The following is a 26,591-nucleotide window of genomic DNA, read 5'->3' as shown; positions in this document are numbered from 1 at the left end:
CTTGCCCCGCGCTGGGTGGCGCAGCCGCCCCAACAAGGACGCCGTGGTGTTTCAGGAAGATCGCGGTGACTGGATTTGGGGCGGCTTTGCCACCCAGCGCGGGGCAAGCCCGCTCACTACAGATGATGTGTTCTACACCCACCATTTAACTGACTGGCATTAGGGCTTGCCCCCGACTGCTGACTGATCCACCGCTATCGGGAGCAAATCGAATCGTCGCACCGCCCCACATGTTTTTCCCTGTCCGCTCGTTGAATCAGCGGCGGCTGCTGACTTCGGCCGGTACGTCGTCACCGGCCATGCGCTTGCGGAACAGCGCGGTGCGGGCCAGTAACAGCGTGGTCACGGGCACCGTGATCGACAGCAGGATCGGGATCAACCAGCCATGCAGCACCGGCCCGGACTTGAGCACCGAAAAGTAGATAATCGATGCCAGCGCCACACACCACGCGCCCAGCGTCGAAGCCAGTGCCGGCGGGTGCATGCGTTGGAAAAAGTCCTTCAGCCGCAACAAGCCGACTGCACCGATCAACGCAAACAGACTGCTGAGCACCAGCAGCCCCGCGACAATCACTTCCACCCATAACGGCATCATTCAATCACCTCCCCACGCAGCAGGAATTTCGCCAGGGCAAACGAACCGACAAAGCCGAACAGCGCGATCAGCAGCGCGGCTTCAAAGTAGGTGTCGCTGGCATACCGAATACCCAGCACCAGCATCATCAGCATCGCCAGGATGTACAGGTAGTCCAGCGCCAGTACCCGGTCCTGGGCCGACGGGCCTTTGAACAGGCGGATCAGCGTCAGCACCATGGCCAGCGAGAACAGGAACAGGCTGAACAGGATCGCATTGGAGAGCAGGGCGCTCATTCGAAGATCTCCATCAGGGGCCGTTCGTAAGTGGTCTTGAAGTGCTCGATAAACGGCGCTTCATCCTCCAGGTCGAATACATGCAGCAGCAGGATGCTGCGGTCCAGCGCCAGTTCCGACCAGATCGTGCCGGGCACCACGGTGGTGATCATCGACAGCGCGGCCAGGCCGTTCGGGTCGCGCAGGTCCAGCGGGATCTTGATAAAGCGCGAACGTGGCGGGCGTGAGCCGCAGGTCAGCACGCCCCAGGCCACTTGCAGGTTGGAGATGACCACATCGCGGCCGACCAGGAAGAACAGGCGAATGATCACCCCGGGGCGGCGGATCCGCACCGGCAGCGGGCGCAACGGCGCCATCATCAGCGGCGCCAGGAAGCCCAGCAGTGCGCCCAGCAGCAGGTTGCCGGGGCTGACCGACAGGTTCAGCACCAGCCACAACAGCCACAGTGCCAGCGACAGCCACGGGGCGGGGAACAGGCGCTTCATGGTTGCACCTCCAGCGCGGCAGCCTTGGTTTCAGGGCTTGGCACCGGGCGTGTGGCCAGCACCGCCATCACGTAATGTTCCGGGTTGTTCAGGCTGACGGCCGTGTCCTGGGTGTAGTGCAGCAAGGGTTCGGCCTTGAATGTCAGCAGGATGCTCAAGCCGAGCAGCAGGAAGATCGGCACGCACTCGTAGCGACGCAGGAGCGGCGATGGGCGCTCTTCCGGGGTCCAGAAGCGTTGGATGCCCAGGCGTGCGAAGGCGATCAACGAAGCCAGGCCCGAGAGGATCAGCAGCGCTACAAGGCCCCAGGCCGCCGGGCGGGTCGGTTGGTCAACGCTGACGCCCAACCCGAGTGGATTGACCAGTGCACTGAGCAGGCTCAGCTTGCCGATAAACCCGGACAGTGGCGGCATGCCGATGATCAGCAGCGCACAGGCAATAAAGCTGAGGCCGAGGAACGCCATGGTCCAGGGAATCACCTGGCCGACCACCGCCTGTTGCTCATCGTCAAGGTTCACACCCGGACGCGGGTGCAAGGACTCCATGGGTTTGGGCAGCGCATCAATCTCTTCATCCAGCGGCAGGTCGTTGGCCGAACGCGAACGCTCGATCAATTCAGCCAGCAGGAACAGCGCGCTCAACGCCAGCGTCGAGCTGACCAGGTAGAACAGCGCACCCGCAATCAGGCTCGGCTGGGCAAAACCGACCGCCGACAGCAAAATCCCCGCCGACACCAGGATGCTCAAGCTCGCCATGCGCTCCAGCCGCTGCGCCGCCACCATCGCCAGTGCCGCGCCGATGATGGTCGCCATACCGCCGTACACCAGCCAATCTCCGCCAAACAAGGCCGAGGCACCGGCCTGCCCGGAAAACAGCAGCGTCCACAGGCGCAGCACGGTGTACACGCCGACCTTGGTCATGATCGCAAACATCGCCGCCACCGGCGCACTGGCCGAGGAGTAGGCGGGCGCCAGCCAGAAATTCAGCGGCCACATGCCGGCCTTGGCCAGGAACGCCGTGGCGAGGATCGCCGCACCGGCATGCAGCAGGCCGCGATCGGCTTCGGGCACCAGCGGGATTTTCAACGCCAGGTCGGCAAAATTCAGGGTGCCGGTGACGCCGTAGATCATCGCCGCGCCGATCAGGAACAGTGACGACGCCACCAGGTTGATCGAGATGTAATGCAGCCCCGCCGACACTCGCGCCCGGCCCGAGCCGTGCAGCATCAAGCCATAGGAGGCCGCCAGCAGCACCTCGAAAAACACGAACAGGTTAAACAGGTCGGCGGTGAGGAAGGCGCCGTAGAGGCCCATCATCTGGATCTGGAACAGCGCGTGGAAACTGGTGCCCGCGCGATCCCAACGCGCCATCGCGAACAACAGCGCACTGACGCCGATGATGCCGGTGAGCACCAGCATCAAGGCCGACAGTTGATCCACCACCAGCACGATACCGAACGGCACCTGCCAGTTGCCCGGCAGGTACACGCCAATCGAGCCGGGGCCGCCTTTTTGTGTCCAGTACAGCAGCAGGATCGCAATGCCCAGGCCGATCATGCTGGAGACCAGATTGATCCTGGCCTTCAGCGGGCGGCGTTTTTCACCGAGCATCAGCATCAGTGCGGCGGTCAGCAACGGCAGCAGGATCGGTGCGATGATCAGTTGGTTCATCCACATCATTGCTTGGGCTCCCGGCCGTCCACATGGTCGGTTCCGGTCAGGCCCCGGGACGCCAGCAACACCACCAGGAACAACGCCGTCATGGCGAAGCTGATCACGATTGCCGTCAGCACCAGGGCCTGGGGCAGGGGGTCGGTATAGTGGAGCAGGTCTTGCGGTACGCCGTCCTTGATGATCGGCTCCTTGCCGATAAACAGGCTGCCCATGCTGAAAATGAACAGGTTCACCCCGTACGACAACAGGCACAGGCCCATCACCACCTGGAACGTCCGTGGCCGCAGGATCAACCACACACCGGAGGCCGCCAGGACCCCAATGGCGATTGCGATGACTTCTTCCATCAGGCGGCTCCTTCTGTTGCGGCAACCACTTTGGCCTGGTTGCTCGGTTTATGCGCGCGTACCGACTGGTGGCCGAGGGCGGTGAGCATCAGCAGCGTGGAGCCAACGACCATGGCGTAAACGCCGACGTCGAAGAACAGCGCACTGGCTACGTGAATATCGCCCAGCAACGGCAGGCTGAAATGCCAGGTATGCGTGGTCAGGAACGGGTAACCGACCAACAGCGCACCGAGCCCGGTGAGTGTCGCCGAGAGCAGGCCGAAGCCCATCCAGCGCATCGGCCGCAGGCTCATCTGCGCCTCGACCCACTGGGTGCCGGCCACCATGTATTGCAGAATGAACGCCACCGACATCACCAGGCCGGCGACAAAACCACCGCCGGGCTGGTTGTGGCCGCGCATGAACAGGTAGAACGACACCACCAGCGCAATCGGCAGCAGCAGGCGTACCAGTACTGCGGGCACCATCATGAAGCCCAGGGCGGTATCGCTGGCTTGGCGCGGGTTGACCAGGTCGGTGGCCACGTCCGGTGCCAGTTGGCGCTGTTGCGGTGGCAACTCCATGCTTTCTTTCGACGGCCGGAAGCGGCGCAGCAGGGCATACACGGTCAATGCCACGGCGCCGAGCACAGTGATTTCACCGAGGGTGTCGAAGCCGCGGAAGTCGACGAGCATCACGTTCACCACATTGCTGCCGCCGCCTTCGGGCAAGGCACGACTGAGGTAGAACGAGGAAATATCGTTGGGCGTCTGGCGTGTCAGCATCGCATACGACAACAGCGCCATGCCGCCACCGACCACGCTGGACAACAGCAAGTCCCGCACGCGGCGGATGCGGGCCTTGCGCAACGAGCTGGGCAGTGGCGAGACCTCTTCGATCCGCCGTGGCAGCCAGCGCAGGCCCAGCAGGATCAGCACCGTAGTGACCACCTCGACCGCCAGTTGCGTCAGCGCCAGGTCCGGCGCCGAGAACCACACGAACGTGACGCAGGTGACCATGCCGCACACGCTGACCATGGTCAGGGCGGCCAGCCGGTGGTACTTGGCTTGCCAGGCGGCGCCCAGGGCGCAGGCGATCGCCAGCAACCACAGGGTGACGAACACGATGGAGCCCGGGATCTTCGGCCGGTCACCCCAGCTGAGGCCGCTGTTGAGCATCGGGATCATGCCGCCGATCACCGCCACCAGTACCAACAGGAACAGCTGGGTCTGCAGGCGCTTGGTGCTGATGCGTTTCTCGATCTTGCGCACGCCGCGCATCATCACCACCAGGCTGCGTTCGAACATGCGCTTGCCATTGAAGTAGCTGATGATCGGCGGGTACGCGAAGCGGCCGCGCTTGAGCTGTTTGCGCAGCAGCAGGTACAGCACCACGCCGCCGCTCATGGCCACCAGGCTCATGATCATCGGTGCGTTCCAGCCGTGCCAGATGGCCAGGCTGTATTGCGGCAGCACGCCGCCGACCACCGGCAAGGCGGCCGCGGCCAGGATCGAACCGACCACTTGAGCCGGGAAAATCCCCACCAGCAGGCAGGTAAACACCAGCAACTCCACCGGTGCACGCATCCAGCGCGGTGGCTCGTGGGGCGTGTGGGGCAGGTCCGTCGCGGGCGGGCCAAAGAACACATCGACGGTAAAACGCAGGGCGTAGGCCACGCTGAAGGTGCCGGCAATGGTCGCGATCGCTGGCAGGGCGATCTCCACCCATTGGGTCGCCGAGATAAACACCGTTTCGGCGAAGAACATCTCTTTGGACAGGAAGCCGTTAAGCAACGGTACGCCGGCCATGGAGGCGCTGGCCACCATGGCCAGGGTCGCGGTAAACGGGATCAGACGGACCAGGCCACTGAGCTTGCGAATGTCACGGGTGCCGCTTTCGTGGTCGATGATCCCCGCCGCCATGAACAACGAAGCCTTGAACGTCGCATGGTTGAGGATATGGAAGACCGCGGCGACCGCCGCCAACGGGCTGTTGAGGCCCAGCAGCAGGGTGATCAGCCCGAGGTGGCTGATGGTGGAGTAGGCCAGCAGGCCCTTGAGGTCATTCTGGAACATGGCGCAGTACGCGCCGAGGAGGAGGGTGAGAGCGCCGGCACCGCCGACGATCCAGAACCATTCTTCGCTGCCGGACAGCGACGGCCACAGGCGGGCCAGCAGGAACACGCCGGCCTTCACCATCGTCGCCGAGTGCAGGTAGGCCGATACCGGCGTGGGGGCCGCCATTGCGTGGGGCAGCCAGAAATGGAAGGGGAATTGCGCGCTTTTGCTCAGCGCGCCGACCAGCACCAGCGCCAGCATGACCGGGTAGAGCGAATGCGCACGGATCTGATCGCCCGCCGCCAATACCTGGTCCAGGTCATAGCTGCCGACGATATGCCCCAGCAGCATCACACCCGCCAACAGGCACAGGCCACCGGCGCCGGTGACCATCAAGGCCATATAGGCGCCACGGCGCGCATCCGCCCGATGGTGCCAGTAGCCGATCAGCAGGAACGAGAACAGGCTGGTCAGTTCCCAGAAGAACACGATCTGGATCAGGTTGCCGGAAATCACCAGCCCGAGCATGGCGCCCATGAACGCCAGGAAAAACGCGAAGAAGCGCGGTACCGGGTCATCCGGCGACATGTAATAGCGCGCATACAGCGACACCAGCGTGCCGATGCCCAGCACTAGCATCGAGAACAGCCAGGCAAATCCGTCCATGCGCAAGACGAAGTTCAGCCCGAGGCTGGGCAACCACATGAATTCTTCGTGAATCACGCCACCATGGGCGATCAGGGGGTAGAGCAGGGCTACTTGAACAGTGCCGACCAGCGCCACCAGGCCGGCCAGCAAGGATTCGGTGTTACGTGCATTGTGCGGCAGCAAGGCCGCCAGACAGCTGCCAAGGAACGGCAGAAGCAGTAGAACTATCAGGGACATAGGCTTCTAATCTGCGGGAGTTTGAGATGCATCATACGTGCCGCTTTCGTGATCACCAAACGGCAACATGTGGCAGGATCCTACAAGGTAGGCCGAAAACTCCCATTTGGCATTGTGTCGGACCCTAGCTCTGCTGCTCCTGTTCCCTTTCATCCGCCAGGTCGATGGCCTTTTGCCCCTTGGTCTTTAACTCACTGACGATCACCGCCACCACAATCAATGCCGCCCCCAACATGGCAATCGGCGGAAAGCGCTCCCCGGCGATGCGCCCGATCACGCCGGCCCACACCGGCTCACCGGCATAGATCAAGGTGGCGCGGGTTGGCGAAACACTCTGTTGCGCCCAGTTCATCGCCACCTGGATGATCGCACTGGTCAAGCCCAGGCCGACGGCACTGAACAGCAGCAGCCACGAGAACTCGGGCAGCGCTTCACCCATCGGCACCACCATCAGAAACGACAACAATGACGCCGTAGCCAGTTGCACGACGGTGACGCGACGCACATCCACCTGCCCGGCATAGGCGCCGATGAGGATGATTTCCGCCGCCACCGCAATTGCACAGATCAGCGTGGCGATCTCACCGGGGCTGAAGTTGAGCGAGGCGCCGCTGGGGCCTGTCAGCAGCATCAACCCGGTAAACGCCAGCATGATGCCGATGCTCGGCATCAGCCCTGGGCGCCGGCCGAGCACCAGCCACTGCAACAATGGCACGCAGGGCACATACAGCGCCGTGATAAAGGCCGACTGGCTGCTGGGGATTGTCTGCAAACCGATGGTCTGCATGCCATAGCCGAACATGATCGAGGTGCCGATGAAGGCGCCGGCCTTCAATTCAAACAGGGTCAGCTCGCTCAGCGTACGCAATGAGAAGAAACCGACCACGAGCGCCGCCGCCGCAAATCGCAACCCCACGAAAAACATCGGGCCGCTGACGGTCATGGCATGCTGCACCAGCAAAAAGGTGCCGCCCCAGATCATGGTGATCAGCACCAGGATGCATTCGGCTTTGCTGAAACGGTTGAAACGCGGGGAAACGTTCGAGGAGGTCATGGCGGCTCGGTCTTGCAAGGGAAAGGCACGGACCGCACAATGCGCCGCACGCTGGGCAGTATACTGCGCACACCTACCAATTGAGCAATATAGTGCACAAAGAAAATCCGCAACGGGCTTCGGTCCTGCAACACGTCAGCCAAAACGTTCGTCGCCTGCGCCACGCCGCCGACCTGAGCCAGACCGCGCTCGCGGAAAAGTCCGGGGTCAGCCGGCGCATGCTGGTGGCCATCGAGGCGGGGGAGAAGAATGTCAGCCTGTCGACCCTGGACCGTGTCGCCGAAGCGCTGGAGGTGGCGTTCAGCGACCTGATCCAGGCGCCGGATGCGGGCGACCACAGCCGCATCAACGAGTTGGCCTGGGCCGGCGATATCCCCGGCAGCAAGGCCGTGCTGCTGGCCAGGGCCAACGCCCGGCGCGAAGTCGAGTTGTGGGAGATGCGCCTGGAGCCCGGTGATCGCTACAGCCCCGAACCGGACCCGGAAGGCTGGAGCGTGCAATTGTTTGTGTATGAAGGGGCCCTGACCCTGATTCTGGATGACGAAGAAAAGCACGTTGCCGCAGGCGAGTTCTACATGTTCGCCAGCCGCCAGTTCCACCACTATCGCAATGAGGGTGATGTGGCCGTGTGCTTCGTTCGGACCGTGGTGATCTAACTGTTCGCCAGGCAACAGCGCCTGGGCACTTTGCTGGTTTGAAACACGCCCCACAGCGCTGACTTACCAGCAAGCCGCTGATTTTATTGACGATTAAATTCAGGCACGACTCCTGCAATTGCACAGGTCATCCCATCGGAGCCTGGAGTCGGCCCATGTCAGCCCACCCTCAACACCCTGCCCATATCATTCGTTCGGACGCCGAAGCCATTGAAGTGGCGACGCGCCTGGCCGCACGTTTTGCCGTTGATGCCAGCGCGCGCGACCGTGAGCGTCGCTTGCCGGTGGCCGAACTCGACGAGTTCTCTGCCAGCGGCCTGTGGGGCATCACCGTGCCTAAAGCCTACGGTGGGGCCGAAGTGTCCTATGTGACCGTGGCCGAGGTGATCAAGTTGATCTCCGCCGCCGACCCGTCACTGGGGCAGATCCCGCAGAACCACCTGGGCGTGGTGGATATCCTGGTGCAAACGGCGACAGAGGAGCAAAAGCGGCATTACTTCGGCAAGGTCCTGGCGGGCTACCGCTTCGGCAATGCTTTCTCCGAAGCCAAGAGCAAAAATGCCGGCACTTTCGATACCCAGATCCGTTTCCACGGCGACCGCGCGCAAATCAATGGCGAGAAGTTCTATTGCACCGGCGCACTGTTTGCGCACCTGGTGCCCACCGTCGGCAATGACGAAAACGGCCAGGCGTTTATTGCGCTTATCGAACGTGATGCACCGGGCCTGAGCGTCATCGACAATTGGGACGGCTTTGGCCAGCGCACCACCGCCAGCGGCGGCGTGACCCTCGATGGCGTGAGTGTGCCCTTGAGCGCGGTGATCCCCGCACACCGGGCGTTCGACCAACCCACCGCCAGCGGCCCGATCTCGCAGATCATCCAGGCCGCCGTCGACACCGGCATTGCCCTGGGCGCCCTTGAGCAAGCCAAAATCTACGCGCGCCAGGCGCGCCCATGGATCGACAGCCAGCAGGATCACGGCTGGCAAGACCCGTTCACCATCGCCGCCATCGGCGACCTGCAGTGGCGCGTGCATGGCACCGAAGCCATCCTCGCCAAGGCCGGTATCGCGGTCGACCTGGCCCTGGCCGAACCGAATGAAGACACCGTGGCCAATGCCTCGCTGGTGGTTGCCCAGGCCAAGGTCCTGTCCGCCGAAACCGCATTGCTCGCCAGCAGCAAACTTTTCGAACTGGCCGGCACCCGCTCGGTCACCGCCAAGTACAACCTCGACCGCTTCTGGCGCAATGCACGCACCCATACCCTGCACGACCCGGCCCGCTGGAAATACCACCTGATCGGCAATTTTGTGCTTAACGGCGTGAAGCCTGCCCGCCACGCCTGGAACTGAGGAGCCTACCCATGACTGCACCGAACCCCGTTCTGAATCAAGCGCGCCAATTGCTCGAAAGCACCCGACGCCATGTCGAGAAAAGCGATGACCCTTACGTGATCAGCCGTTTCGGTGATTTGCAGATCCGCGTCGATGTCGCCGCGGCCTTGCTTGAACGCGCCGAAACCCATCCCAGCCCGGTCGCGTTGACCGAAGCGCAAATCGCCGCCGCCGAAGCCCTGATTGCCGCTAGCAACGCCGAATTCGAACTGACCGGCCAGCGCACCGCCTTGCCGTCGACCCTGGATGACCCGCTGCGCTGGAAATATCAGGTGGTCGGCAATTTCCATCTCAACGGAGTGCATTGATGGCCCGGCAAATCCGCTTGAATGCCTTCGACATGAACTGCGTGGGTCACCAGTCCCCCGGCCTGTGGGCGCACCCTCGGGACCGCTCGTGGCAGTACAAGGACCTGGAGTACTGGACCGACCTTGCGAAAATCCTCGAGCGTGGCAAGTTCGACGGCCTGTTTATCGCCGACGTGCTGGGTATCTACGATGTTTACAACGGCAACGGCGACGCGGCGATCCGCCAGGCGGCGCAGGTGCCGGTCAACGACCCGTTGTCGCTGATCGCGCCGATGGCGCTGGTCACCGAACACCTGGGTTTTGGCCTGACCGCTTCGCTGTCGTTCGAGCACCCGTATCCGTTTGCTCGCCGGCTTTCGACCCTCGATCATCTGACCAAGGGCCGTATCGGCTGGAACATCGTCACCTCGTATCTGGAGAGCGGTGCCAAGAACCTCGGCCAGAACGCCCAGACCGAACACGATGCGCGCTACGACTACGCCGAAGAATACCTGCAGGTTTGCTACAAACTCTGGGAAGGCAGTTGGGAGGAGGGCGCCGTACTGCGTGACCGCGAGCGGCGGATTTTCAGCGACCCGAGCAAAATCCACGAGATCCGCCATGTCGGCAAGCACTTCCAGGTGCCCGGCATTCACCTGTGCGAACCCTCGCCACAGCGCACGCCTGTGCTCTACCAGGCCGGTGCATCCAGCCGTGGCAAGCAGTTCGCCGCCGAGCAGGCCGAATGCGTGTTCGTGGCCGCGCCGTCCAAGGTGCTGCTGAAAAAGACCGTCGCCGACATCCGCCGCCGCGCCGCCGAGGCCGGGCGTGACCCCAGGAAAATCCTGATTTTCAATCTGCAGACGGTGATCGTCGGTGAGACCGATGCGAAGGCCAAAGCCAAGTTCGATGAATACAAAACCTATGTCAGCTACGAAGGCGCGATGGCGCTGATCTCCGGTTGGACCGGTATCGATTTCAGCCAATTCAAACCGGATGAGCCGCTCAAGCATGTGCACACCAACGCCATTCAATCGGCGGTGGAAGCGTTCTCCACGGCCGATCCGAACAAGGTCTGGACCCCCCATGAACTGGCGGACTGGGTCGGCATCGGCGGTTTTGGCCCGCTGTTCGTCGGCGGCCCGCAAACCGTCGCCGACCTGCTGCAGGAATGGGTCGAAGAGACCGACGTAGACGGTTTCAACCTGGCCTATGCGCTGACCCACGAAACCTTTATCGACGCTGTCGACGTGCTCGTGCCGGAGTTGCAGAAGCGCGGCGTGTACAAGACCGAATATGCCCAGGGCACCTTGCGCGAGAAGTTGTTTGGCGAAGGCGCGCGGTTGGCGCCGAGCCATCCCGGCGCCGGCTACCGCGATCTCAAGGCGACTTCGGTTTGATGGTCGCACCCACGCAGCGCGTGGGTGCGAGCAACAGGCTAAGGGCGGATGTCCAAATGTCCGGCGCTGACTTCGACGGTTTCACGTTTTGTTCCATCGGCACCTTTGAAATGGAAGGTTGCCTTCATACCGCCTTTTGTTGTGCCAGGCGTCGGTATGGCGACGATATTTACCTCGCCTTCATAGCCCCAATACGGCACAAACCTGCCGTTCATGTCGAACAGTACAATTTCAACCTCCTGGCTTTGCGTGCTCACCTGATACGTGCCGGGGCGAAGATTGTCTGCAACGCGCAATGCCATGATGAATTCGCGTACGTCAGGTCGAGGCTGGTAATGACGTGACCAACCCAGAAAAGAAGCTGGGAATGTGCGGGATGCCGGTTGATGGGTGAGGCTGACCTCAGTGGATTTGTATTGGGTATTTATCGCACCCCTCACATCGGCTGTTACTGAGCCGATATCGTGACTATAGCCAGTGACTTTTAATTGGCCATGCGAGACTTCAACGGTGGTGTTGCCGTCGCCTGCAATGAATTCGAACTCCACACTGGTTTTTCGTGACTTTTCATCGATCGTAACCTTCGCGTGGCCGTGAGTGCTTATATATTGGAATAATTCGCCCCCTCGAAGTTTTTCCCAAATGATGGTCATTTCAGAGTCATTGTCAGGGCTTGTCACAAGTTTGTACTTCTTGTTTTTTACATTACCTGACAGTGGAATAAAGAATCTCAGGCCAGAGGTTATATGTGAGCCGGCAGCCTGTGCATAGATCATCCAGCGCCGATTTACCTCATCGCGCATGACTGTAAAAGTTGCTGCCTGAAAATCAGTGATGTCAGGGTCATTGATGATTTTGGCGCTACAGGTCCCCGTTGCATTACGTGGGCTCATCATTTCCAAAGTGTTCATTTGGTGCCTCCGCGTGCCTTGTTCGATGCCGTGGTGAGTAGGTGATTCAAAGTTAGTAACCGTTGGTGAAGGTGTCTACTGTCAGAATTAACAGGTTTGCCCGGTTTTTTTATATCCAATAAATACATTGCATTGAACCAGGGGAGTTTCTGGTTCTGTTGCTTGCGCAACAGTGGATAAACACTTTGTTCGTTCCAGTCTCTTTGAATCGTGGGGTTCTCTAATGAAAGGCCCGTTTTAGAGGGGGGCAGGTTCAGGCATGAGTTCTGCAATGCACTGAGGCATCCCCCCGACAGCCAGCGGACCACCGCACGCTTAACACTTCAATAGGAGAAAATCCCTATGAGCGTGCACGAACTCAAACGCCCGCTGGCCCTGGAATGGCCTGCCGAATGGCTCGGTCATTTGCCCCACGCCCTGGAACAACTGCAGCACTGGGCGCAGGTCAATCCGCTGCAAACCGCCCTGCGTCACAAGCGCCAGGGCCAGTGGTATGCCTGGCGCTGGATCGATGCCTTGCGCGATGTCGAGCGCCTGGCCGACGGCTTGCGCCAACAGGGTTTCGGTGAGCAGTCGCGACTGGCTCTCAGCGGTGCTTTTGAGCCCAACCTGTTGCTGCTGGCGTTGGCGGCCCAGTCTGTCGGCGCGTCGGTGCTGTCCATCGCCGATGACCTGGCTCCCGAGGTGTTGCAGCAACAACTGTGGCGCATCCGTCCTACCCATGCCTATGTGCACAGTCGTCGGCAGGCGCGACATTGGTCGTCCACCCAACGCTTGGATTTCGCCCAATTGCTCGGCCCGGTCGACCCGGCGCAACACGTGCAGCGCTGGTGGCAACCGACGAGTGAAACCGTGCTGTGGAGCGAGGAGGGCACCGACTGGCCAGGGGGGCTCGCCGTGGTGCTGGAACACTGGCTAAGCAGCGGCCATGGCCTGGCCTTCCCGGAGAGCCCGGCTTCGGCCCGCCGTGATCGCCGCGAAGTGGCGCCCACCGGCTTGCTGCTGTCGCCTGCGCGTTTGCAACACTTGGCCGAGGAGATCGAAAGCCGTCTGGCTCCCCTCGGCACCTGGCGTCGGCGCCTGTGCGAGTGGGCGATCGCGCACCCGCACAGCGGCCTGCGCCGTGTGTTGAAAAAACGCGTGCGCAGGCTACTTGGTTTTCAGCGCCTGGCCTATATCTGGCAACCCCTCAAAACCAGCGTCGAGCCGACATGGCTGGCTGAATTCAAGCGGGAGATTGCATGAGCCAGGCCATATTGCAGGTACGCGATGTCTCGCTGTCGTTCAAAGGCGTCAAGGCCATCAACGCCTTGTCCTTTGCTGTGCAACGCGGCGAGATCTGTGCGCTGATCGGGCCCAACGGTGCCGGTAAAAGCTCGCTGCTCAATGTGCTCAACGGCGTGTATCGCTTCGATGCCGGTGAGATCGTCTTTGAGCAACACGCCTTTCACCGTATCAATCCCCTGGATGCAGCCCGCCGGGGCATTGGTCGCACCTTCCAGAACAACGCGCTGTTCAAGAAGATGAGTGTGCTCGACAACCTGCTCACCGGCCTGTCGCGGCACATGCGCAGTACCTTTATCGAACAAGCCCTGGGCCTGCCCCGCGCACGACGCGAGGCCGAGGCGTTCCGGCTGCGCGCCCAGGGCATCCTCGACTTCCTGGACCTGCAAGCCCATCGCGAGGTGCTGGTGGGCAACCTCTCCTACGGCCTGCAAAAACGCGTGGAACTGGGCCGGGCGTTGATCGCCGGGCCTAGCCTGCTGCTGCTCGACGAACCCATGGCCGGCATGAACTCCGAGGAAAAACGCGAGATGGCGCGCTTCGTTGCCGATGTGAACCGCGACCTCGGCACCACCGTGGTGTTGATCGAACATGACATCGGTGTGGTCATGGGCCTGTCTGACCATGTGGTGGTGCTCGACTACGGCCGCAAGGTCGGCGACGGCACACCGGCCCAGGTGCAGGCGGACCCTGACGTGATCGCGGCCTACCTGGGAGTTGCACACTGATGACGTTCTTCTTCGAAACTCTGCTCGGCGGCCTGCTCGCCGGCACGATGTACTCGCTGGTCGCCATTGGCTTTGTGCTGATCTACAAGGCCAGCGGCGTGTTCAACTTCGCCCAGGGCGCGATGCTGCTGTTTGCCGCGCTGACCTTCGTCAGCCTGCACGACCAGGGCGTGCCGTTTGCCCTGGCACTCCTGTTGACGGTGCTGGTGATGGTCATCGGCGCCTGGCTGATCGAGCGCCTGGTGCTGCGACCGCTGGTGAACCGTTCGCAGATCACGCTGTTCATGGCCACCTTGGGCCTGTCGTTCATTATCGAGGGCCTGGCCCAGGGTTTGATGGGCTCGCAGGTGCGCGCGCTCGACCTGGGTATCGACGACGTGCCGCTGTTCGTCGGGCCGCTGATGCTCAGCCAGTTCGACCTGGTCGCGGCGGCCGCTGCCGTCGTGCTGGTGACGGTGCTGGCGCTGCTGTTCAACAAAACCCGCATGGGCGTGTCGCTGCGCGCGGTGGCGGATGACACCACGGCGGCGCTGTCCATCGGCATCAACCTCAACCGGATCTGGCAGATCGTCTGGGCGGTGGCGGGCATTGTCGGGCTGGTCGCCGGGTTGCTCTGGGGTGCCCGGCAGGGCGTGCAGTTTTCCTTGTCGCTGGTGGTGCTCAAGGCGCTGCCGGTACTGATCATCGGCGGCTTCACCTCGATCGGTGGGGCAATTGTCGGCGGGTTGATTGTCGGCGCGGCGGAGAACCTGGCCGAGGTGTACATCGGCCCCTGGATCGGTGGCGGTATCACGCCGTGGTTTGCCTACGTACTGGCCTTGGCCTTCCTGTATATCCGCCCCGCCGGCCTGTTCGGCGAGCGCGCCATCGAGCGAGTCTGAACCCATGTCGATACCCGTTGTTCAAGAAACCGCGCCGCTATTGCTGACTGAGCGGCGCCTCCCGTGGGGCTGGATCGGCCTGTGGGTACTGGCCTTTGTGGTGGTGCCGCTGTGGGGCAATGACTATTGGCTCAATGCGATCCTGATTCCCTTTCTGGTGCTGTCGCTGGCCGGGCTGGGCCTGAACCTGTTGACCGGCTACACCGGGCAAACCTCGGTCGGCGCAGCCGGGTTCATGGCCGTCGGTGCATTTGCCACCTACGGTTTTCTGCTGCGCCTGCCCGAGTTGGGCTTGCCGGTGGCACTGTTCGGCGGTGGGATTATCAGCGCGTTGGTCGGCCTGCTGTTCGGTCTGCCCAGCTCGCGAATCAAGGGCTTCTACCTGATGGTCACCACCTTGGCCGCGCAGTTTTTCCTGGAGTGGCTGTTCGTCAAATTCCCCTGGTTCTACAACTACGGCTCCTCCGGGACTATTTCCGCGCCCAGGCTGGCGCTGTTCGGCCACGACCTCAATACGCCGCTGGGCCGCTACCTGCTGACGCTGGTGACGGTGCTGCTGTTGACCTGGGCCGCCGTCAACCTGGTGCGTAGCCAAATTGGCCGCAACTGGATGGCGATCCGCGACATGGACACCGCCGCTGCCGTGGTCGGCATTGCGGTGGCGCGCTACAAGCGCCTGGCGTTCGCCGTCAGCTCGTTCTACCTGGGCATCGCCGGGGCATTGTGGGCCTTTGCCTACCTGGGCACGGCCAGTGCCGGCAGCTTCGATATCAACCGTTCGTTCCAGATCCTGTTCATCATCATTATCGGTGGCATGGGCAGCATCGCCGGCAATTTCGTCGGGGCGGCCTTTATCAGCCTGCTGCCGATTTTCCTCAGCCATGCCGGGCAGGCGCTGTTCGGTGGGGCGGTGGATGCGGGGCAGTTGCAGAACCTGCAGAAAATCATCTTTGGCGTGTTGATCATCGTGTTCCTGATCAAGGAACCCGAGGGCTTGATTCGCCTGCTGGGCAACCTGCGCGACCGGCTGCGTCAGTGGCCTTTACGTTTCTGAACCGATAAGAGAATCCCCATGCGTGCAACCTTCAAACGTTCCCTGGCCGGCGCTGCCTTTGCGCTTGCCACATTGACTGGCGCCATCCCCCAGGCCCTGGCCTCGGCGGACCAGCAATTCATTCCTCTGGCCACCTATCGCGTCGGTGCCTATGCCTCCAGCGGCGTGCAGGTATGGGCCGGGATGATCGATTACCTGCGCTATATCAACGAGGTCGAAGGCGGTATCAACGGGGTGAAACTGGTGTGGCAGGAGTGCGAGACCGAATGGACGGCGGAGAAGGGCATCGAGTGCTACGAGCGCTTCAAGCATGGCCTGGACGGTGCGCCGGTCGCGGTGTACCAGCCCAACGGCGCACCCGCGGCGTATGCCCTGAGCGAGCGCGCCGAGGTGGACAAGATCCCGCTGATCACCCTCGGCTACGGCCGCACCGAAGCCACTGACGGCACGGTGTTCCCCTACAACTTCCCGGTGATGCTGACCTTCTACAGTGAGGCGTCGACCCTGGTGAACTACATCGCCCAGCGCGAAGGCGGCTTCGACAAACTCAAGGGCAAGAAGATTGCCACGGTCTATCACGACTCGGCCTATGGGCGCGAAACCCTCGGCCCGTTGAAGCTGCTCGCCGACAAGTATGGCTTTGAAAACATCCAGATCCCGGTCGCCGACCCGGGCAATGAACAATCGGCGCAATGGCGCCAGGTGCGCCAGGCCAACCCGGACTGGGTGTTCCTGCGCACCTGGGGCGTGTCCACGCCGGTGGCGGTCAAGACGGCGGCGCGGTTCGGCTTTCCTGTCGACCATATCATCGGCGATATCTGGGCCAGTTCCAGCGAAGATGTGCTGCCCGCAGGCGCTGCCGCCAAGGGTTACCTGGCCCTCACGCCGTATCCGGCCGGGGCGGATTTCGACATCCACAAACGCCTCAAGCAGTTCATCCTCGACAAGGGCCACAGCGACCTCAAGGACCTGAACAACTTCGGCAGCGTCTACTACAACTCCGGCCTGGTGAACGCCGCCGTGGCCGTGGAAGCGATCCGCACCGCCCAGGCCAGGTTCGGCAAGCGCCCGCTCACTGGCGAAGAAGGCCGTTGGGGGCTGGAGCACCTGAACATCGACGATGCCCGCTTGAAAGACATGGGCTACCTGGGCCTGATGCAGAACCTCAAGCTGTCGTGCCGCGACCACGAAGGCGGCGGCTCGGCGCGGGTGCAGCAATGGGACGGCGCGCATTGGACGCTGATCAGCGACTGGATCGCCGCCGACCGTGCGTTGCTGCGCCCGCTGATCGATGAAAAATCCGCCGCGTTCGCCAAGGAAAAAGGCCTGACACCACGCACCTGCGCCGGGGATGAATAAACCATGAGCCAGCCCGCCGCTGCACCCGCGAGCCCGTCACTGTTAAGCGTCAAGGACATCGAGGTGATCTACGACGGCGCGATCCTGGCGGTGGCCGGGGTGTCGCTGCAGGTGCCCCGAGGCGCCATCGTGGCCTTGCTCGGTGCCAATGGCGCGGGCAAGAGCACCACGCTCAAGGCCATCTCCGGCCTGGTGCGGGCCGAGCGCGCCGAGGTCAGCCGTGGGGCCATCGAGTATGCCGGGCAGGACCTGGCCGGCATCGACCCCAGCCGGCGCGTGCGCCAGGGCATGGTGCATGTACTGGAAGGTCGCCATGTGTTCGGCCAACTGACGGTGGAAGACAACCTGCGCAGCGGCAGCTTCGTGCGGCGCTTGAGCCGGCGGGACCTGGAGCACGACCTGGAGCGCATCTACACCTGGTTCCCACGGCTCAAGACCAAGCGCTACACCCGCGCCGGCCTCACTTCGGGCGGCGAGCAGCAGATGGTCGCCATCGGCCGGGCGTTGATGACCCGTCCTACTTTGGTACTGCTTGACGAGCCGTCGATGGGTTTGGCGCCTATGATCGTACAAGAGATCTTCGAGATCATCGCGCAGCTCAATCGCGAGCAGCAGGTGAGTTTTTTGATCGCCGAGCAGAACATCAATGTCGCGCTCAACTATGCGTCCCAGGGTTACGTACTGGAGACTGGGCGGGTAGCCTTGAGTGGCAGCGCCGCCGAGTTGCTGGCGCGGGGTGATCTGCAGGCTATCTATCTGGGCAAACAATAAGGGCCTATGGGCATGAGTGAATCCTTGCGCGACGCCGATGTACTGATCGTCGGCGGCGGCTTGAGCGGTACGATGCTGGCGGTGCAACTGTTGCGCCTGCCTGGGCAGCGACAGATACGGGTGATCGAGCCGCGTGCCGAACTGGGCCGGGGTGAGGCCTACAGCGCGGTCGAGCTGGGCCATACCCTGAACGGCAACGCCGCACGCATGAGCGTCGACCCGGACAATCCCGATGACCTGACCGAGTGGCTCACCGACTATATCGGCGCCGGTGGCTGGCCGGAGTCGGCCGAGCAAGCGGTGCCGATCAGCGAGCTATTTCCGCCACGGGGTATTTTCGGCGTGTACGCGCAGCAGCGGTTGGCCGAAGCCAAGGCGCGCTCCGCGTCCACCGTGGAGCATGTGCGTGCCGAAGTGGTCGACCTGCAAGTCGATGACGCAGCGACGGTGGTCACCCTCGATAACGGCCGGCAACTGCGCGGTGCGTTCGCAGTCCTCGCCACCGGCATGTTCCCGGCGGCGCGCACGCCACAGACCGAGTCCAGCGGCTTGAACGCGGCGGCGGTCGACCCTTGGGATGTGCGGGCCATGAGCCACATCGATCCGCACGCACCGGTGCTGATCATCGGTTCCGGGCTGACCATGGTGGATGCGGTGGTGTCTTTGGAGCAGGCCGGCCATCGTGGGCCGATCGAGATTTTCTCGCGCCATGGGCTGCTACCCCATGTTCGCCGGCAGCCGCCGAGTTGGGTCGACTTCCTGGCGGCCGACCCCGGCCTGCGCAGCCCTCGGCAGTTGCTGCGCGAGGTGCGTCGCCAATGCCGGATCGCACTGCACGAGGGCATCGATTGGCAAGCCCCGTTGGACACGGTGCGAGCGCATATCGGTCGGTTGTGGAGCCAGGCCAGCGAGCGCGAGAAACGGCAGTTCGTGCGGCATGTGCGGCCTTGGTGGGAAAGCCATCACCACCGCTCGCCGCCATTGAGCGCGCAGTTGGTGGCGCGCTTGCAAGGCGAGGGGCGGTTGCGCATTCAGGCTGCGTCGTTCAAGGGCTTGGTGACTGTGGATGAGCGCGTGACCATTGCGGTACGCCGCCGGGGCGAGCAGGGGATCACCCAGGTCTCGGGCGCTGCGTTGATCAACTCCAGCGGCATCGAATACGACTGGCGCCGCGTGGCCCGGCCGCTGCCCCAGCAGTTGCTCAAGCGCGGATTGATTCGCCCCGGGCCGCTGGCCTTGGGGATTGCGGCGGATGCGTCGGGCGCGGTGCTGGATGCCCAGGGCCACGTCAGCCGGCGCTTGTTCGCCATGGGGCCACCGTTACGCGGCATGTGGTGGGAAAGCACGGCGGTGACGGATGTGGCGATTCAGGCTAAAGCCTTGGCTTATAAATTGGCACAGCTCTAAAAGTGTGGGAGGGGGCTTGCTCCCGATAACGGTGGTTCAGATTCAACTCTGTGACTGACACACCGCTATCGGGAGCAAGCCCCCTCCCACAGTAGATCCTCATTTATTTTGAGATCTTCACGAATCCAGGCTTGAGTCCGAACACCTCCACACCTTGCGGTGTCGATTGCCCCGTCTTCACCGTCACCCGCTCCACCGGCTTATCCATCGCCGCTCGATACGCCACCGTCATGTCCGGCTCGATCGCCTGGCTTGGAATTACCATCGCCTGGTCATTGTTGTAAGTCACGATGGTCAACCGCGCGCTCATCCCCAAGCGCACACGCTGCAGTTGCTGCGGCGTCAGCTTGGGAATCGACAAGGTCACCGGAAACTGCGCGCTGCCCTGGTTATCACTGGCAATCGCCAACCCGCTGACCACGCTGACGGACCCCGTCAACCGCTCGCCATCGAAGCCGTCTCCCATCACTTCCACCGCCTGGCCCTGGTGCAGTTGGTTGATGTCCAGCTCGGAGACCTTGGCGACGATTTTCAGTCGCTCGATATTGGCCAGGCCGAACAGCACCTGGCCCTGGCTGACCTTGCTGCCCGCCTGCACCGGGGTATTGTTGGTGTTGCCACCCTGGGGTGAACTGTTGTTGCCCGGCGCCGGCACCACGATGCCGGAGAACGGTGCCCTGACCTCCTGGCCGTCGAGCAACGTGTGCAGGGCCTCGTATTTCACCGTGGCGTTGGTCAACTCCATGTCCGCGATCTGGCGGTAGGCGCCTTTGCCCTGGTCCAGCGCTTGTTGCAATTCGCTGCGCGCGGCGACCAGGTCCAACTGCTGCTGTTGAGCCTGTTGCTTGAGGTCATCGAGCTCGTTGCGCGGGATGATGCCGCGCTTGAACAGGTTCTCGCTTTCCGTGAGTTTGCGCTGGGTGTTGCCGGCCGTCATTTCGGCGGTGCGCAGGCTGCGACGGGCACGGCTGACGGTGGGGCTGCTGTCCCAGTCCTGCATTTCCTGCACGGTGCGCCGCGCCTTGAGTTGGAGGGAGAGGGCATCGCGCAGTTGCACTTCGAGGGTGGCCGGGTCCATGCGCAGCAGCACCTGGCCCGCTTCGACGCGCTGGCCTTGCTCAACCAGGTTGGCCAGGACATTGCCGTCGAAGGGCGCTGTCAGGGTGATGGTGGTGTCAGGCTCGATCTTGCCCACCAGGCCGATCTGGTGCACCAACGGGTCCGGCTTTACCGCCAGCCACTGCTCGGTGGGCGCGGGCGAGTCGGCGCCCGGACTGCGCAGCGCCACCCCGGCACCGGCCAGGAGCAGCACCAACACGGCGCCGATCAGGTACTTCTTGTTAGTAGTCATTGAGGGCGATTTCCCAACTTTCCAGCGTCATGCCCAGGGTCAAGTCGAGCTGGGTCTGGGCGTTCAAATAAGCGATCAGGGCGTTGAGCTGCGCATTTTCGGCGTTGCGCAGGTCGGTCTCGAAACTCAGCACCTGGAAGTTGGTGGAGCGCCCGGCGCTGAGTTTTTCCCGCTCGATCTCGATCTTGCGTCGTGACAGTTCCACGGCGCGCTGGGAGATTTCATATTGGCGCCAGCGGGTACCGAGGTCGCGCACCACGTCGTTGACGCTGCGCTCCAGTTCCTGGCGGGCGTCGGCGATACGAATCTCCTGGTCTTCCACGTTCACCCGCGCCCGCACTTCGGCCTGGCGCGTGCTGATATCGCCGATAGGGATCTGCACCTGCACTCCGGCGTAGCTGTCCCAGGTACGCTGGTTGGTATTGCCGTTGTCACTATTATTGTAGGCGTCGCGTATCTGGTTGGCCCCGGCGACCAGGTCGACCTGCCAGCGCCCGGAGTCCTTGGCGATGACCAGGTTCAAGTCCGCCTGCTGGCTGCCCAGCAAGGCGGCGAGGTATTCCGGTTGCTGGGTTTGCGCCAGGTTGAACGCCTGGCGCCGGTCGATGCTCATCGGTTTGGCTTCCAGGGCTTCACTGGCACGGATCGGCGTGGACAGGTCCAGGGCCAGTAGGCGCAGCAAGGCGAGGCGGCTGGTGTCGAGCTGGTTTTGCGCCTCTTCCACGCCCAGTTGTTGGGTGGCGATATCGGCTTCGGTCTGCACGATTTCGAATTCGGCCATGCGCCCGGCGCTGATCAACGCCTTGTTCACCTCCAGCAGCGTGCCGGAACGCTTGAGCGCGTCCTGCACGATGCTCAATTGCTCCTGGGCGCGCAGCAGGTCGCGGTAAGTGGCGATGATCTGGCTGATGGTCTGCGCCACGGTGGCCTTGAGGTTCAGGCGGTTGGCCTGTTCCGCCAGGCGCGACAGGCGCAACGGTGCGGTGGTGGCGTCCCAGCCGGCGCCGCGCATCAGCGGCTGGATGATCGACAGGTCCAGGCCGTCACGGCGGTAGCGGCCGGCGCGATCGGCGTTGTTCAGTTGTTGGGTCCAGTTCATGCTCAACCGGGTGCCGTACTCACCGAGCAAGGTTGCATTGGGGGCCAGGTTGGCGTTGCGTGCGTTGTCCGCCGAACCCCGGGTGGCGCGGTAATAGCTGTTGAGCGTGAGCTTGGGGTTGAAGGTGTCTTCGGCCACGCGCAAGTCGAACTTCTGCGCCACCCGTTGCAGGTAGGCGCTGCGGATTGCCGGGTTATTGCGCAGGCCCAGGTACACGGCGTCGCCCAGGGTGATGTCGGTGACCTGGGCCTTGAGTGACACACCGCGATCGTAACCGCTGCGGGTGGTGCTGGGCGCCGAGGGGTTGATCACCACGTCGGCGGCCATGACCGGCAGGCTCACCAGTGCCAGTAGCCCCAGCCATTGACATAGCCATTTACTCATCGCGCAAGGCCTCCACTGGCTGCAGCCGTGAGGCCGAGACCGCCGGGTAGATGCCAAAGAACAACCCCACCAGCAAGGTGCTGCCGACCCCCAGGGGCAGGGCGGCGACCGCCAGGGAAAACGCCCAGCCTGACAGCCAGGCGTAGAGCCAGGCGGCAGTCATGCCCAGCACCGCACCGCAGAGTGCGCCGACGGCCGTCAGAGTCACGGCTTCCAGCAGGAACAGGTTGCGGATATCTCGCTGCCGTGCGCCCAAGGCCATGCGGATGCCGATCTCGCGGCGGCGCTCCGACACATTCATCAGCATCACGTTCATCACGCCCACGCCGCCGCCCACCAGGGAGATAGCCCCCAACGCCAGCAACAGATAAGCAAAGGTGCGGCTTTGCCGGGTCATGCCATCGATCATTTGCTGGGGCACCTGGATGTCGACGTCGTGGTCGACCAGTTGGCGTTGCAAGGCGGTGGCGGCGTCGTGCGCAATGCGCTCCATATCCTGGCCGGCGGCGGCGCGGATGATCACGCTGCCGATTTGCGGGGTGGCATAGATGCGGCGCATGCCTTCGGCGGGGATGAACAGCGATTCATTGGCCTGAACCGGGATCAGCATGGCGCGAGGCTGGCTGTGCAAAATGCCGACGATCAGGAACAGGTAGTCGTTTATGCGTACGCGGTCGCCCAGTTTCAACGGGCTGCCGGGTTGGCTGAGGGCCTGGGCCAACGAGTCGCCGATCACGGCGTAGGTTTCATTGGTGTCGAAACTCGACAGGAAGCGCCCGTCACGCACGGCCAGGCGCATGGCGTCCTGAATGTCGGGGGTAATGCCGACGAAGTTGGCGTTCACGGCGTGCCCCTGGAACACAAGCAGCCCGCTGAACAAGGTGAGCGCGCCGATATGGGCAATGCCTGGCACTGCCTGGCGCACCGCCTCGAGGTCGAGGCTGGCGCGCATGGCTGCGTTGCTGTTGCCTTTGGGCGGGAACTGGGCGACCAGGGTGTCGGTGCCCATGTCCTTGAAAATCATCGCCGCGTCGGTGGCGGCGTTATGGCCGATGTTGATCAGCGCCACCACCGACGAGCTGCCGATAACGATGCCCAGCAAGGCCAGGATCGAGCGTTTGCCCAAGGTGCGCAGGCTGACGAAGGCTTCATGCAGCAGTTGGCTCACGCTCTGTTCGACCCGCAGGCTCATAGGCGCCCGGCCTCATGCACCGTACCGTTGCGCACCAGGATCTTGCGCTCCAGGCGTTCGGCGATGTGGGCGTCGTGGGTGACGATGATCAGCGTCACTTGTTGTTGGCGGTTGAGCGCCAGGAGCAGGTCCATGATCTCCTGGGCCGTGGTGCTGTCGAGGTTGCCGGTGGGTTCGTCCGCAAGAATCACTGAGGGTTTGCCGACCAGCGCCCGCGCAATCGCCACCCGTTGGCGCTGGCCGCCGGAGAGGTCGGCGGGGCGATGGTGAGCGCGTTCGGCCAGGCCGACTTGTTCGAGCATGTGCACGGCGCGTTCCAGCGACTCATGACGTGATATGCCCCGGTAACTCAGGGGCAGGGCGACGTTGTCGACGGCGCTGAGGCGTGGCAGCAGGTTGAAGCTCTGGAACACGAAACCGATTTGCCGGTTGCGCAGGGCGGCCAGCTCATCGGGCGTGGCGCTGAAAATATCGTGGCCGGCAAAGTGGTATTGGCCGCCGTTGGGCAAGTCGAGCAGGCCCAGGATATTGAGCAGGGTGCTTTTGCCGGAGCCGGAAGCACCGAGGATGCCGCAGCTGTCACCGCTGGCGATGGACAGGCACACATCATTGAGAATGGACAGTTCCTGCCCGGCGAGCTGATAGCGTTTGCCGATGCCTTGCAGGGAAATCAAGCCTGGGTGCGCGGGGGTCTGTGTCATCATGACTACGCCTGCAGTCTCGACGGTGCCGCCATGCGCCCGTAAATCTTTGTAACAAGTTCGGGAGCTGTCTGGTACGCGTCACGGACTGGTTTTATTTCTTGTTTTTAAAATATTGTTTGAATAGTAACCGCCTTCCTGCGGCTCCGCCAGCCATGGATATAGAGCGGTTTAACGCTTTGAAATGACTTGTTGGTGGGCTGGTCCAGCCTTTTGAAAATACCTTGGACTCGCCCCGATAGCCCCATTTATACAGGCTTTTGATAGCATTACGCAGTGTCGCTGCTTGCATTCGATTGGCCGCCCCGGTATAAAAAATCAAATTATTTTTTAAAACAATATTTCCCCCGTGGAACTCTTATGGTCGCGAAGAAACTCAGCGCTCCAAACGTTACCAAGACTCGACTGCTGGATGCGACAGAGGCTCTCTTCATCAAATACGGTTATGACGCGGTCTTGTTGCGGCAGATTACCGAGCGTGCCCAGGTCAACCTGGCTGCCGTGAACTACCACTTCGGGGACAAGGATTCCCTGATGCAGACCCTGCTCAAGCAACGCCTGGAGCCGCTCAACGAGCAGCGCCTGGAATTGCTGGCGCGCTGTGAGGCTGAAGCCGACGGGCCGCTGGACTGCGACACCTTGCTCGGCGTGCTGTTCGCGCCGGCCATGGGCCTGGAGCGCAGCGATCCGGCCAGCGGGGAAGGGCGCTCGTTCATTCGTTTCCTGGGCCGGGTCTACAGCGATACTTCGCCGTTTATCCAGGAATACCTCAAGGTGCATTACCAGCCGGTGTTCCAGCGCTTCTTCGAAGCCTTTGCCCTGGCCTTGCCGGACCTGCCGCGCAACGAACTGGGCGTGCGCCTGCAATTTGCGCTCAAGGCGATTTCCGGGGTGATGGCCGGCACTGAACTGCGCCTGCTGATGAACTCCATGAGCCTGGGTCGCCCGGCCACGGATGCGGAAGTGATGGCTAAGTTGATCACGCTGGTGTCGGCGGCGATTCGGGTACCGCAGCAGAGCCCGGAAGCGGAAACCGCGCTGGCCAAGGTACTGGATACCCAGCGGGCCATCCGCGAACAAGCGGCAACCCCCGCCGCCAAGGCATCGGGCTAGGTCAAATCCGAGGCAAAAAAAGCCCGCTGGGGCGGCGGGCTTGATATGCAACATTTGTAACGGATGAGGCTTCACACTACGGGCCGAGATGTGAATAAAACGTGAAAAACATGTGAGGGAAAGCGTTAAAGTTCTGACCTGCATAAACTTGTCAACGGGCGCTTTCTTATATTCTCCAATCGCCCGCACTTTTTGCCAGGCGTTGGCGCATGGCGTCCACGTTGGTCGCCAGTTGCACGGTCAACAAACGGTAACCATCCAGAGCGCTGTAGACCGGTGCGTCCATAGTGGGTTCGCTGCCGCTGATATGGCTTGGCCGCTCCAACCGCTCCGTCACCCCGGATTTCAACGCCCGCGCCATCCCCACCAACTGCACGCGGATCTGCCGGTGTTCGGCCTTCAACATCATTTGCATCCGCGCCATCGCCTGTTCATCCCGTGGGTCCGGCCGCGTATTGCCCAAGATTTCCAAGGTGCTGATGCACATGCGCAGATGCCGCTGGATCGCGTCCAGCTCGGTCATGGAAATCCGCACTTCCTTGGACACCGACGGCATCAGCGAGCGCAGTTGCACCATCGCGGCGTTCAAGCGATTGAGCAGTTTGAGGTGTTCATCATCGGTGACCGATTGGCCATTGATGATCCGGCTGTAAATAGCCGCGCAGTCGCGCAACGCACTGGCCAGGTTGTAGCGCCAGGAATACACGGCATACAGCGGCAGGGCGAAGGAGAACGCCAGCGCCAATACAATCCCGATCAGGATATCCACGGTGCGCCACAAACCATCGGAGATCGGGTTGTCGCCGTGGCCGGCGACGATGAATACCGTGATCGCCGACAGCAGCGCGATATAACCACCCTTGCCGATGGCGTGATAGGAAAAGAACCCGCACACCACCGACATCAGCAGGTAGGTCAGCAGCGGCTGGCCCAGCCAAGCCTGTTGCACCACCAAGGCCAGGCCGACACTCGCGCCGATCAAGGTGCCATAGGCCCGCTCCACGGCTTTTTTGCCGATATTGCCGTGGTGCTGCAACCCGCCGATCACGATCAGCATGGTCACCGACGCCCACTCACCGTGGGGCAGGTTGATGCCCGTAGTAAGCAGGATGGTTGCCAGCAGGCCGATGGACACGCGCACGGCGTGGATCAGCTTGGCATGGCGATAGCGCCGATACGGGTCGAGCAACGGGCGCAGCAGGCGCCGGGCGAACAGGGGCAGGTTCATCGGTACTAAAGTGGCCTCAAAAGTCAGGGCGTACGCGGTTC

The 26,591-nt window shown here is 62.5% G+C and carries 25 protein-coding genes; 12 read left to right on the top strand and 13 right to left on the bottom strand.

What is annotated here, in order from left to right; translation table 11 throughout:
* Positions 1-256: 256 nt before the first annotated feature.
* From JBE38_RS22000 to JBE38_RS21970, 7 genes are all read right to left on the bottom strand, one after another.
* Positions 257-595 carry a Na+/H+ antiporter subunit G gene (locus tag JBE38_RS22000; protein ID WP_060756704.1) on the bottom strand — a complete coding sequence of 113 codons (339 nt, stop codon included), beginning with the start codon at positions 593-595 and terminating at the stop codon, positions 257-259.
* Entirely contained in the window at positions 592-870 is a 279-nt protein-coding gene (locus tag JBE38_RS21995) for a K+/H+ antiporter subunit F (protein ID WP_005789171.1), read from the bottom strand. The genes JBE38_RS22000 and JBE38_RS21995 overlap by 4 nt, the downstream gene beginning before the upstream one ends.
* Positions 867-1,355, bottom strand: coding sequence for a Na+/H+ antiporter subunit E (locus JBE38_RS21990; protein ID WP_060756703.1), 489 nt, complete (start codon positions 1,353-1,355; stop codon positions 867-869). Before JBE38_RS21990 ends, JBE38_RS21995 begins: the two co-directional genes overlap by 4 nt.
* Positions 1,352-3,034 (bottom strand): monovalent cation/H+ antiporter subunit D, encoded by a 1,683-nt coding sequence (locus tag JBE38_RS21985; RefSeq protein ID WP_205345119.1) that lies wholly within the window; start codon positions 3,032-3,034, stop codon positions 1,352-1,354. The genes JBE38_RS21990 and JBE38_RS21985 overlap by 4 nt, the downstream gene beginning before the upstream one ends.
* Complete coding sequence (locus JBE38_RS21980; RefSeq protein WP_060756701.1) at positions 3,031-3,375, bottom strand: Na+/H+ antiporter subunit C; 345 nt, start codon at positions 3,373-3,375, stop codon at positions 3,031-3,033. Before JBE38_RS21980 ends, JBE38_RS21985 begins: the two co-directional genes overlap by 4 nt.
* Entirely contained in the window at positions 3,375-6,296 is a 2,922-nt protein-coding gene (locus JBE38_RS21975; protein ID WP_090370184.1) for a monovalent cation/H+ antiporter subunit A, read from the bottom strand. The genes JBE38_RS21980 and JBE38_RS21975 overlap by 1 nt, the downstream gene beginning before the upstream one ends.
* A gap of 124 nt (positions 6,297-6,420) precedes the next feature.
* Positions 6,421-7,350: a DMT family transporter gene (locus tag JBE38_RS21970; protein ID WP_104994165.1), complete on the bottom strand. Its 930-nt coding sequence runs from the start codon at positions 7,348-7,350 to the stop codon at positions 6,421-6,423.
* Between the two features lie 92 nt (positions 7,351-7,442).
* Between JBE38_RS21970 and JBE38_RS21965 the strand changes: the two genes are divergently transcribed.
* The 4 genes from JBE38_RS21965 to JBE38_RS21950 all read left to right on the top strand — a co-directional run bounded on the left by JBE38_RS21965 (position 7,443) and on the right by JBE38_RS21950 (position 11,087).
* Positions 7,443-8,006: a helix-turn-helix domain-containing protein gene (locus JBE38_RS21965; RefSeq protein WP_090370188.1), complete on the top strand. Its 564-nt coding sequence runs from the start codon at positions 7,443-7,445 to the stop codon at positions 8,004-8,006.
* Between the two features lie 155 nt (positions 8,007-8,161).
* Positions 8,162-9,358 carry an SfnB family sulfur acquisition oxidoreductase gene (locus JBE38_RS21960; protein ID WP_205345118.1) on the top strand — a complete coding sequence of 399 codons (1,197 nt, stop codon included), beginning with the start codon at positions 8,162-8,164 and terminating at the stop codon, positions 9,356-9,358.
* A gap of 11 nt (positions 9,359-9,369) precedes the next feature.
* A complete protein-coding gene (locus JBE38_RS21955) occupies positions 9,370-9,708 on the top strand; it encodes an acyl-CoA dehydrogenase (protein ID WP_090370192.1) in 339 nt (112 codons plus the stop codon).
* Positions 9,708-11,087, top strand: coding sequence for an LLM class flavin-dependent oxidoreductase (locus JBE38_RS21950; RefSeq protein WP_205345117.1), 1,380 nt, complete (start codon positions 9,708-9,710; stop codon positions 11,085-11,087). The genes JBE38_RS21955 and JBE38_RS21950 overlap by 1 nt, the downstream gene beginning before the upstream one ends.
* 38 nt (positions 11,088-11,125) lie before the next feature.
* Here the strand turns inward: JBE38_RS21950 and JBE38_RS21945 are convergent, their stop codons facing one another.
* The gene (locus JBE38_RS21945) at positions 11,126-11,998 is read right to left on the bottom strand and encodes a hypothetical protein (protein WP_090370197.1); all 873 of its coding nucleotides are present in this window, start codon (positions 11,996-11,998) and stop codon (positions 11,126-11,128) included.
* A gap of 342 nt (positions 11,999-12,340) precedes the next feature.
* Between JBE38_RS21945 and JBE38_RS21940 the strand changes: the two genes are divergently transcribed.
* Genes JBE38_RS21940 through JBE38_RS21910 form a run of 7 tightly spaced genes read left to right on the top strand, consistent with a single transcriptional unit; the run spans position 12,341 to position 19,482 of the window.
* Complete coding sequence (locus tag JBE38_RS21940; protein WP_205345116.1) at positions 12,341-13,243, top strand: AMP-binding protein; 903 nt, start codon at positions 12,341-12,343, stop codon at positions 13,241-13,243.
* A complete protein-coding gene (locus JBE38_RS21935; protein WP_126870649.1) occupies positions 13,240-14,010 on the top strand; it encodes an ABC transporter ATP-binding protein in 771 nt (256 codons plus the stop codon). Before JBE38_RS21940 ends, JBE38_RS21935 begins: the two co-directional genes overlap by 4 nt.
* Positions 14,010-14,891, top strand: coding sequence for a branched-chain amino acid ABC transporter permease (locus JBE38_RS21930; RefSeq protein WP_090370204.1), 882 nt, complete (start codon positions 14,010-14,012; stop codon positions 14,889-14,891). Before JBE38_RS21935 ends, JBE38_RS21930 begins: the two co-directional genes overlap by 1 nt.
* Before the next feature lie 4 nt (positions 14,892-14,895).
* Positions 14,896-15,945 (top strand): branched-chain amino acid ABC transporter permease, encoded by a 1,050-nt coding sequence (locus JBE38_RS21925; protein WP_060756691.1) that lies wholly within the window; start codon positions 14,896-14,898, stop codon positions 15,943-15,945.
* Positions 15,946-15,963: 18 nt separating this feature from the next.
* Positions 15,964-17,304 (top strand): ABC transporter substrate-binding protein, encoded by a 1,341-nt coding sequence (locus tag JBE38_RS21920; protein WP_205345115.1) that lies wholly within the window; start codon positions 15,964-15,966, stop codon positions 17,302-17,304.
* Between the two features lie 3 nt (positions 17,305-17,307).
* Positions 17,308-18,075: an ABC transporter ATP-binding protein gene (locus tag JBE38_RS21915; protein WP_205345114.1), complete on the top strand. Its 768-nt coding sequence runs from the start codon at positions 17,308-17,310 to the stop codon at positions 18,073-18,075.
* 12 nt (positions 18,076-18,087) lie between these two features.
* Positions 18,088-19,482, top strand: a complete 1,395-nt coding sequence (locus JBE38_RS21910; RefSeq protein ID WP_205345113.1) for an FAD/NAD(P)-binding protein — start codon at positions 18,088-18,090, stop codon at positions 19,480-19,482.
* Positions 19,483-19,585: 103 nt separating this feature from the next.
* Here JBE38_RS21910 and JBE38_RS21905 read toward each other — a convergent pair whose 3' ends face one another.
* Genes JBE38_RS21905 through JBE38_RS21890 form a run of 4 tightly spaced genes read right to left on the bottom strand, consistent with a single transcriptional unit; the run spans position 19,586 to position 24,212 of the window.
* Positions 19,586-20,833, bottom strand: a complete 1,248-nt coding sequence (locus JBE38_RS21905) for an efflux RND transporter periplasmic adaptor subunit (RefSeq protein ID WP_205345112.1) — start codon at positions 20,831-20,833, stop codon at positions 19,586-19,588.
* The gene (locus tag JBE38_RS21900) at positions 20,823-22,316 is read right to left on the bottom strand and encodes a TolC family protein (RefSeq protein ID WP_198762339.1); all 1,494 of its coding nucleotides are present in this window, start codon (positions 22,314-22,316) and stop codon (positions 20,823-20,825) included. The genes JBE38_RS21905 and JBE38_RS21900 overlap by 11 nt, the downstream gene beginning before the upstream one ends.
* The gene (locus tag JBE38_RS21895) at positions 22,309-23,508 is read right to left on the bottom strand and encodes an ABC transporter permease (RefSeq protein WP_205345111.1); all 1,200 of its coding nucleotides are present in this window, start codon (positions 23,506-23,508) and stop codon (positions 22,309-22,311) included. The genes JBE38_RS21900 and JBE38_RS21895 overlap by 8 nt, the downstream gene beginning before the upstream one ends.
* Positions 23,505-24,212 (bottom strand): ABC transporter ATP-binding protein, encoded by a 708-nt coding sequence (locus JBE38_RS21890; protein ID WP_205345110.1) that lies wholly within the window; start codon positions 24,210-24,212, stop codon positions 23,505-23,507. Before JBE38_RS21890 ends, JBE38_RS21895 begins: the two co-directional genes overlap by 4 nt.
* A 357-nt stretch (positions 24,213-24,569) precedes the next feature.
* Here JBE38_RS21890 and JBE38_RS21885 point away from each other — a divergent pair, with 357 nt between their 5' ends.
* Positions 24,570-25,322 (top strand): TetR/AcrR family transcriptional regulator, encoded by a 753-nt coding sequence (locus JBE38_RS21885; RefSeq protein WP_104994154.1) that lies wholly within the window; start codon positions 24,570-24,572, stop codon positions 25,320-25,322.
* A 166-nt stretch (positions 25,323-25,488) separates the two neighbouring features.
* On the opposite strand, the gene JBE38_RS21880 is transcribed toward JBE38_RS21885, so the two are convergent.
* Positions 25,489-26,550 carry an FUSC family protein gene (locus JBE38_RS21880; RefSeq protein ID WP_090370220.1) on the bottom strand — a complete coding sequence of 354 codons (1,062 nt, stop codon included), beginning with the start codon at positions 26,548-26,550 and terminating at the stop codon, positions 25,489-25,491.
* Positions 26,551-26,591 lie beyond the last annotated feature (41 nt).

Source organism: Pseudomonas sp. ICBG1301 (genome assembly GCF_016918385.1).
Taxonomy (GTDB): domain Bacteria; phylum Pseudomonadota; class Gammaproteobacteria; order Pseudomonadales; family Pseudomonadaceae; genus Aquipseudomonas; species Aquipseudomonas palleroniana.
This window is presented reverse-complemented; position numbering and strand designations above follow the sequence as displayed.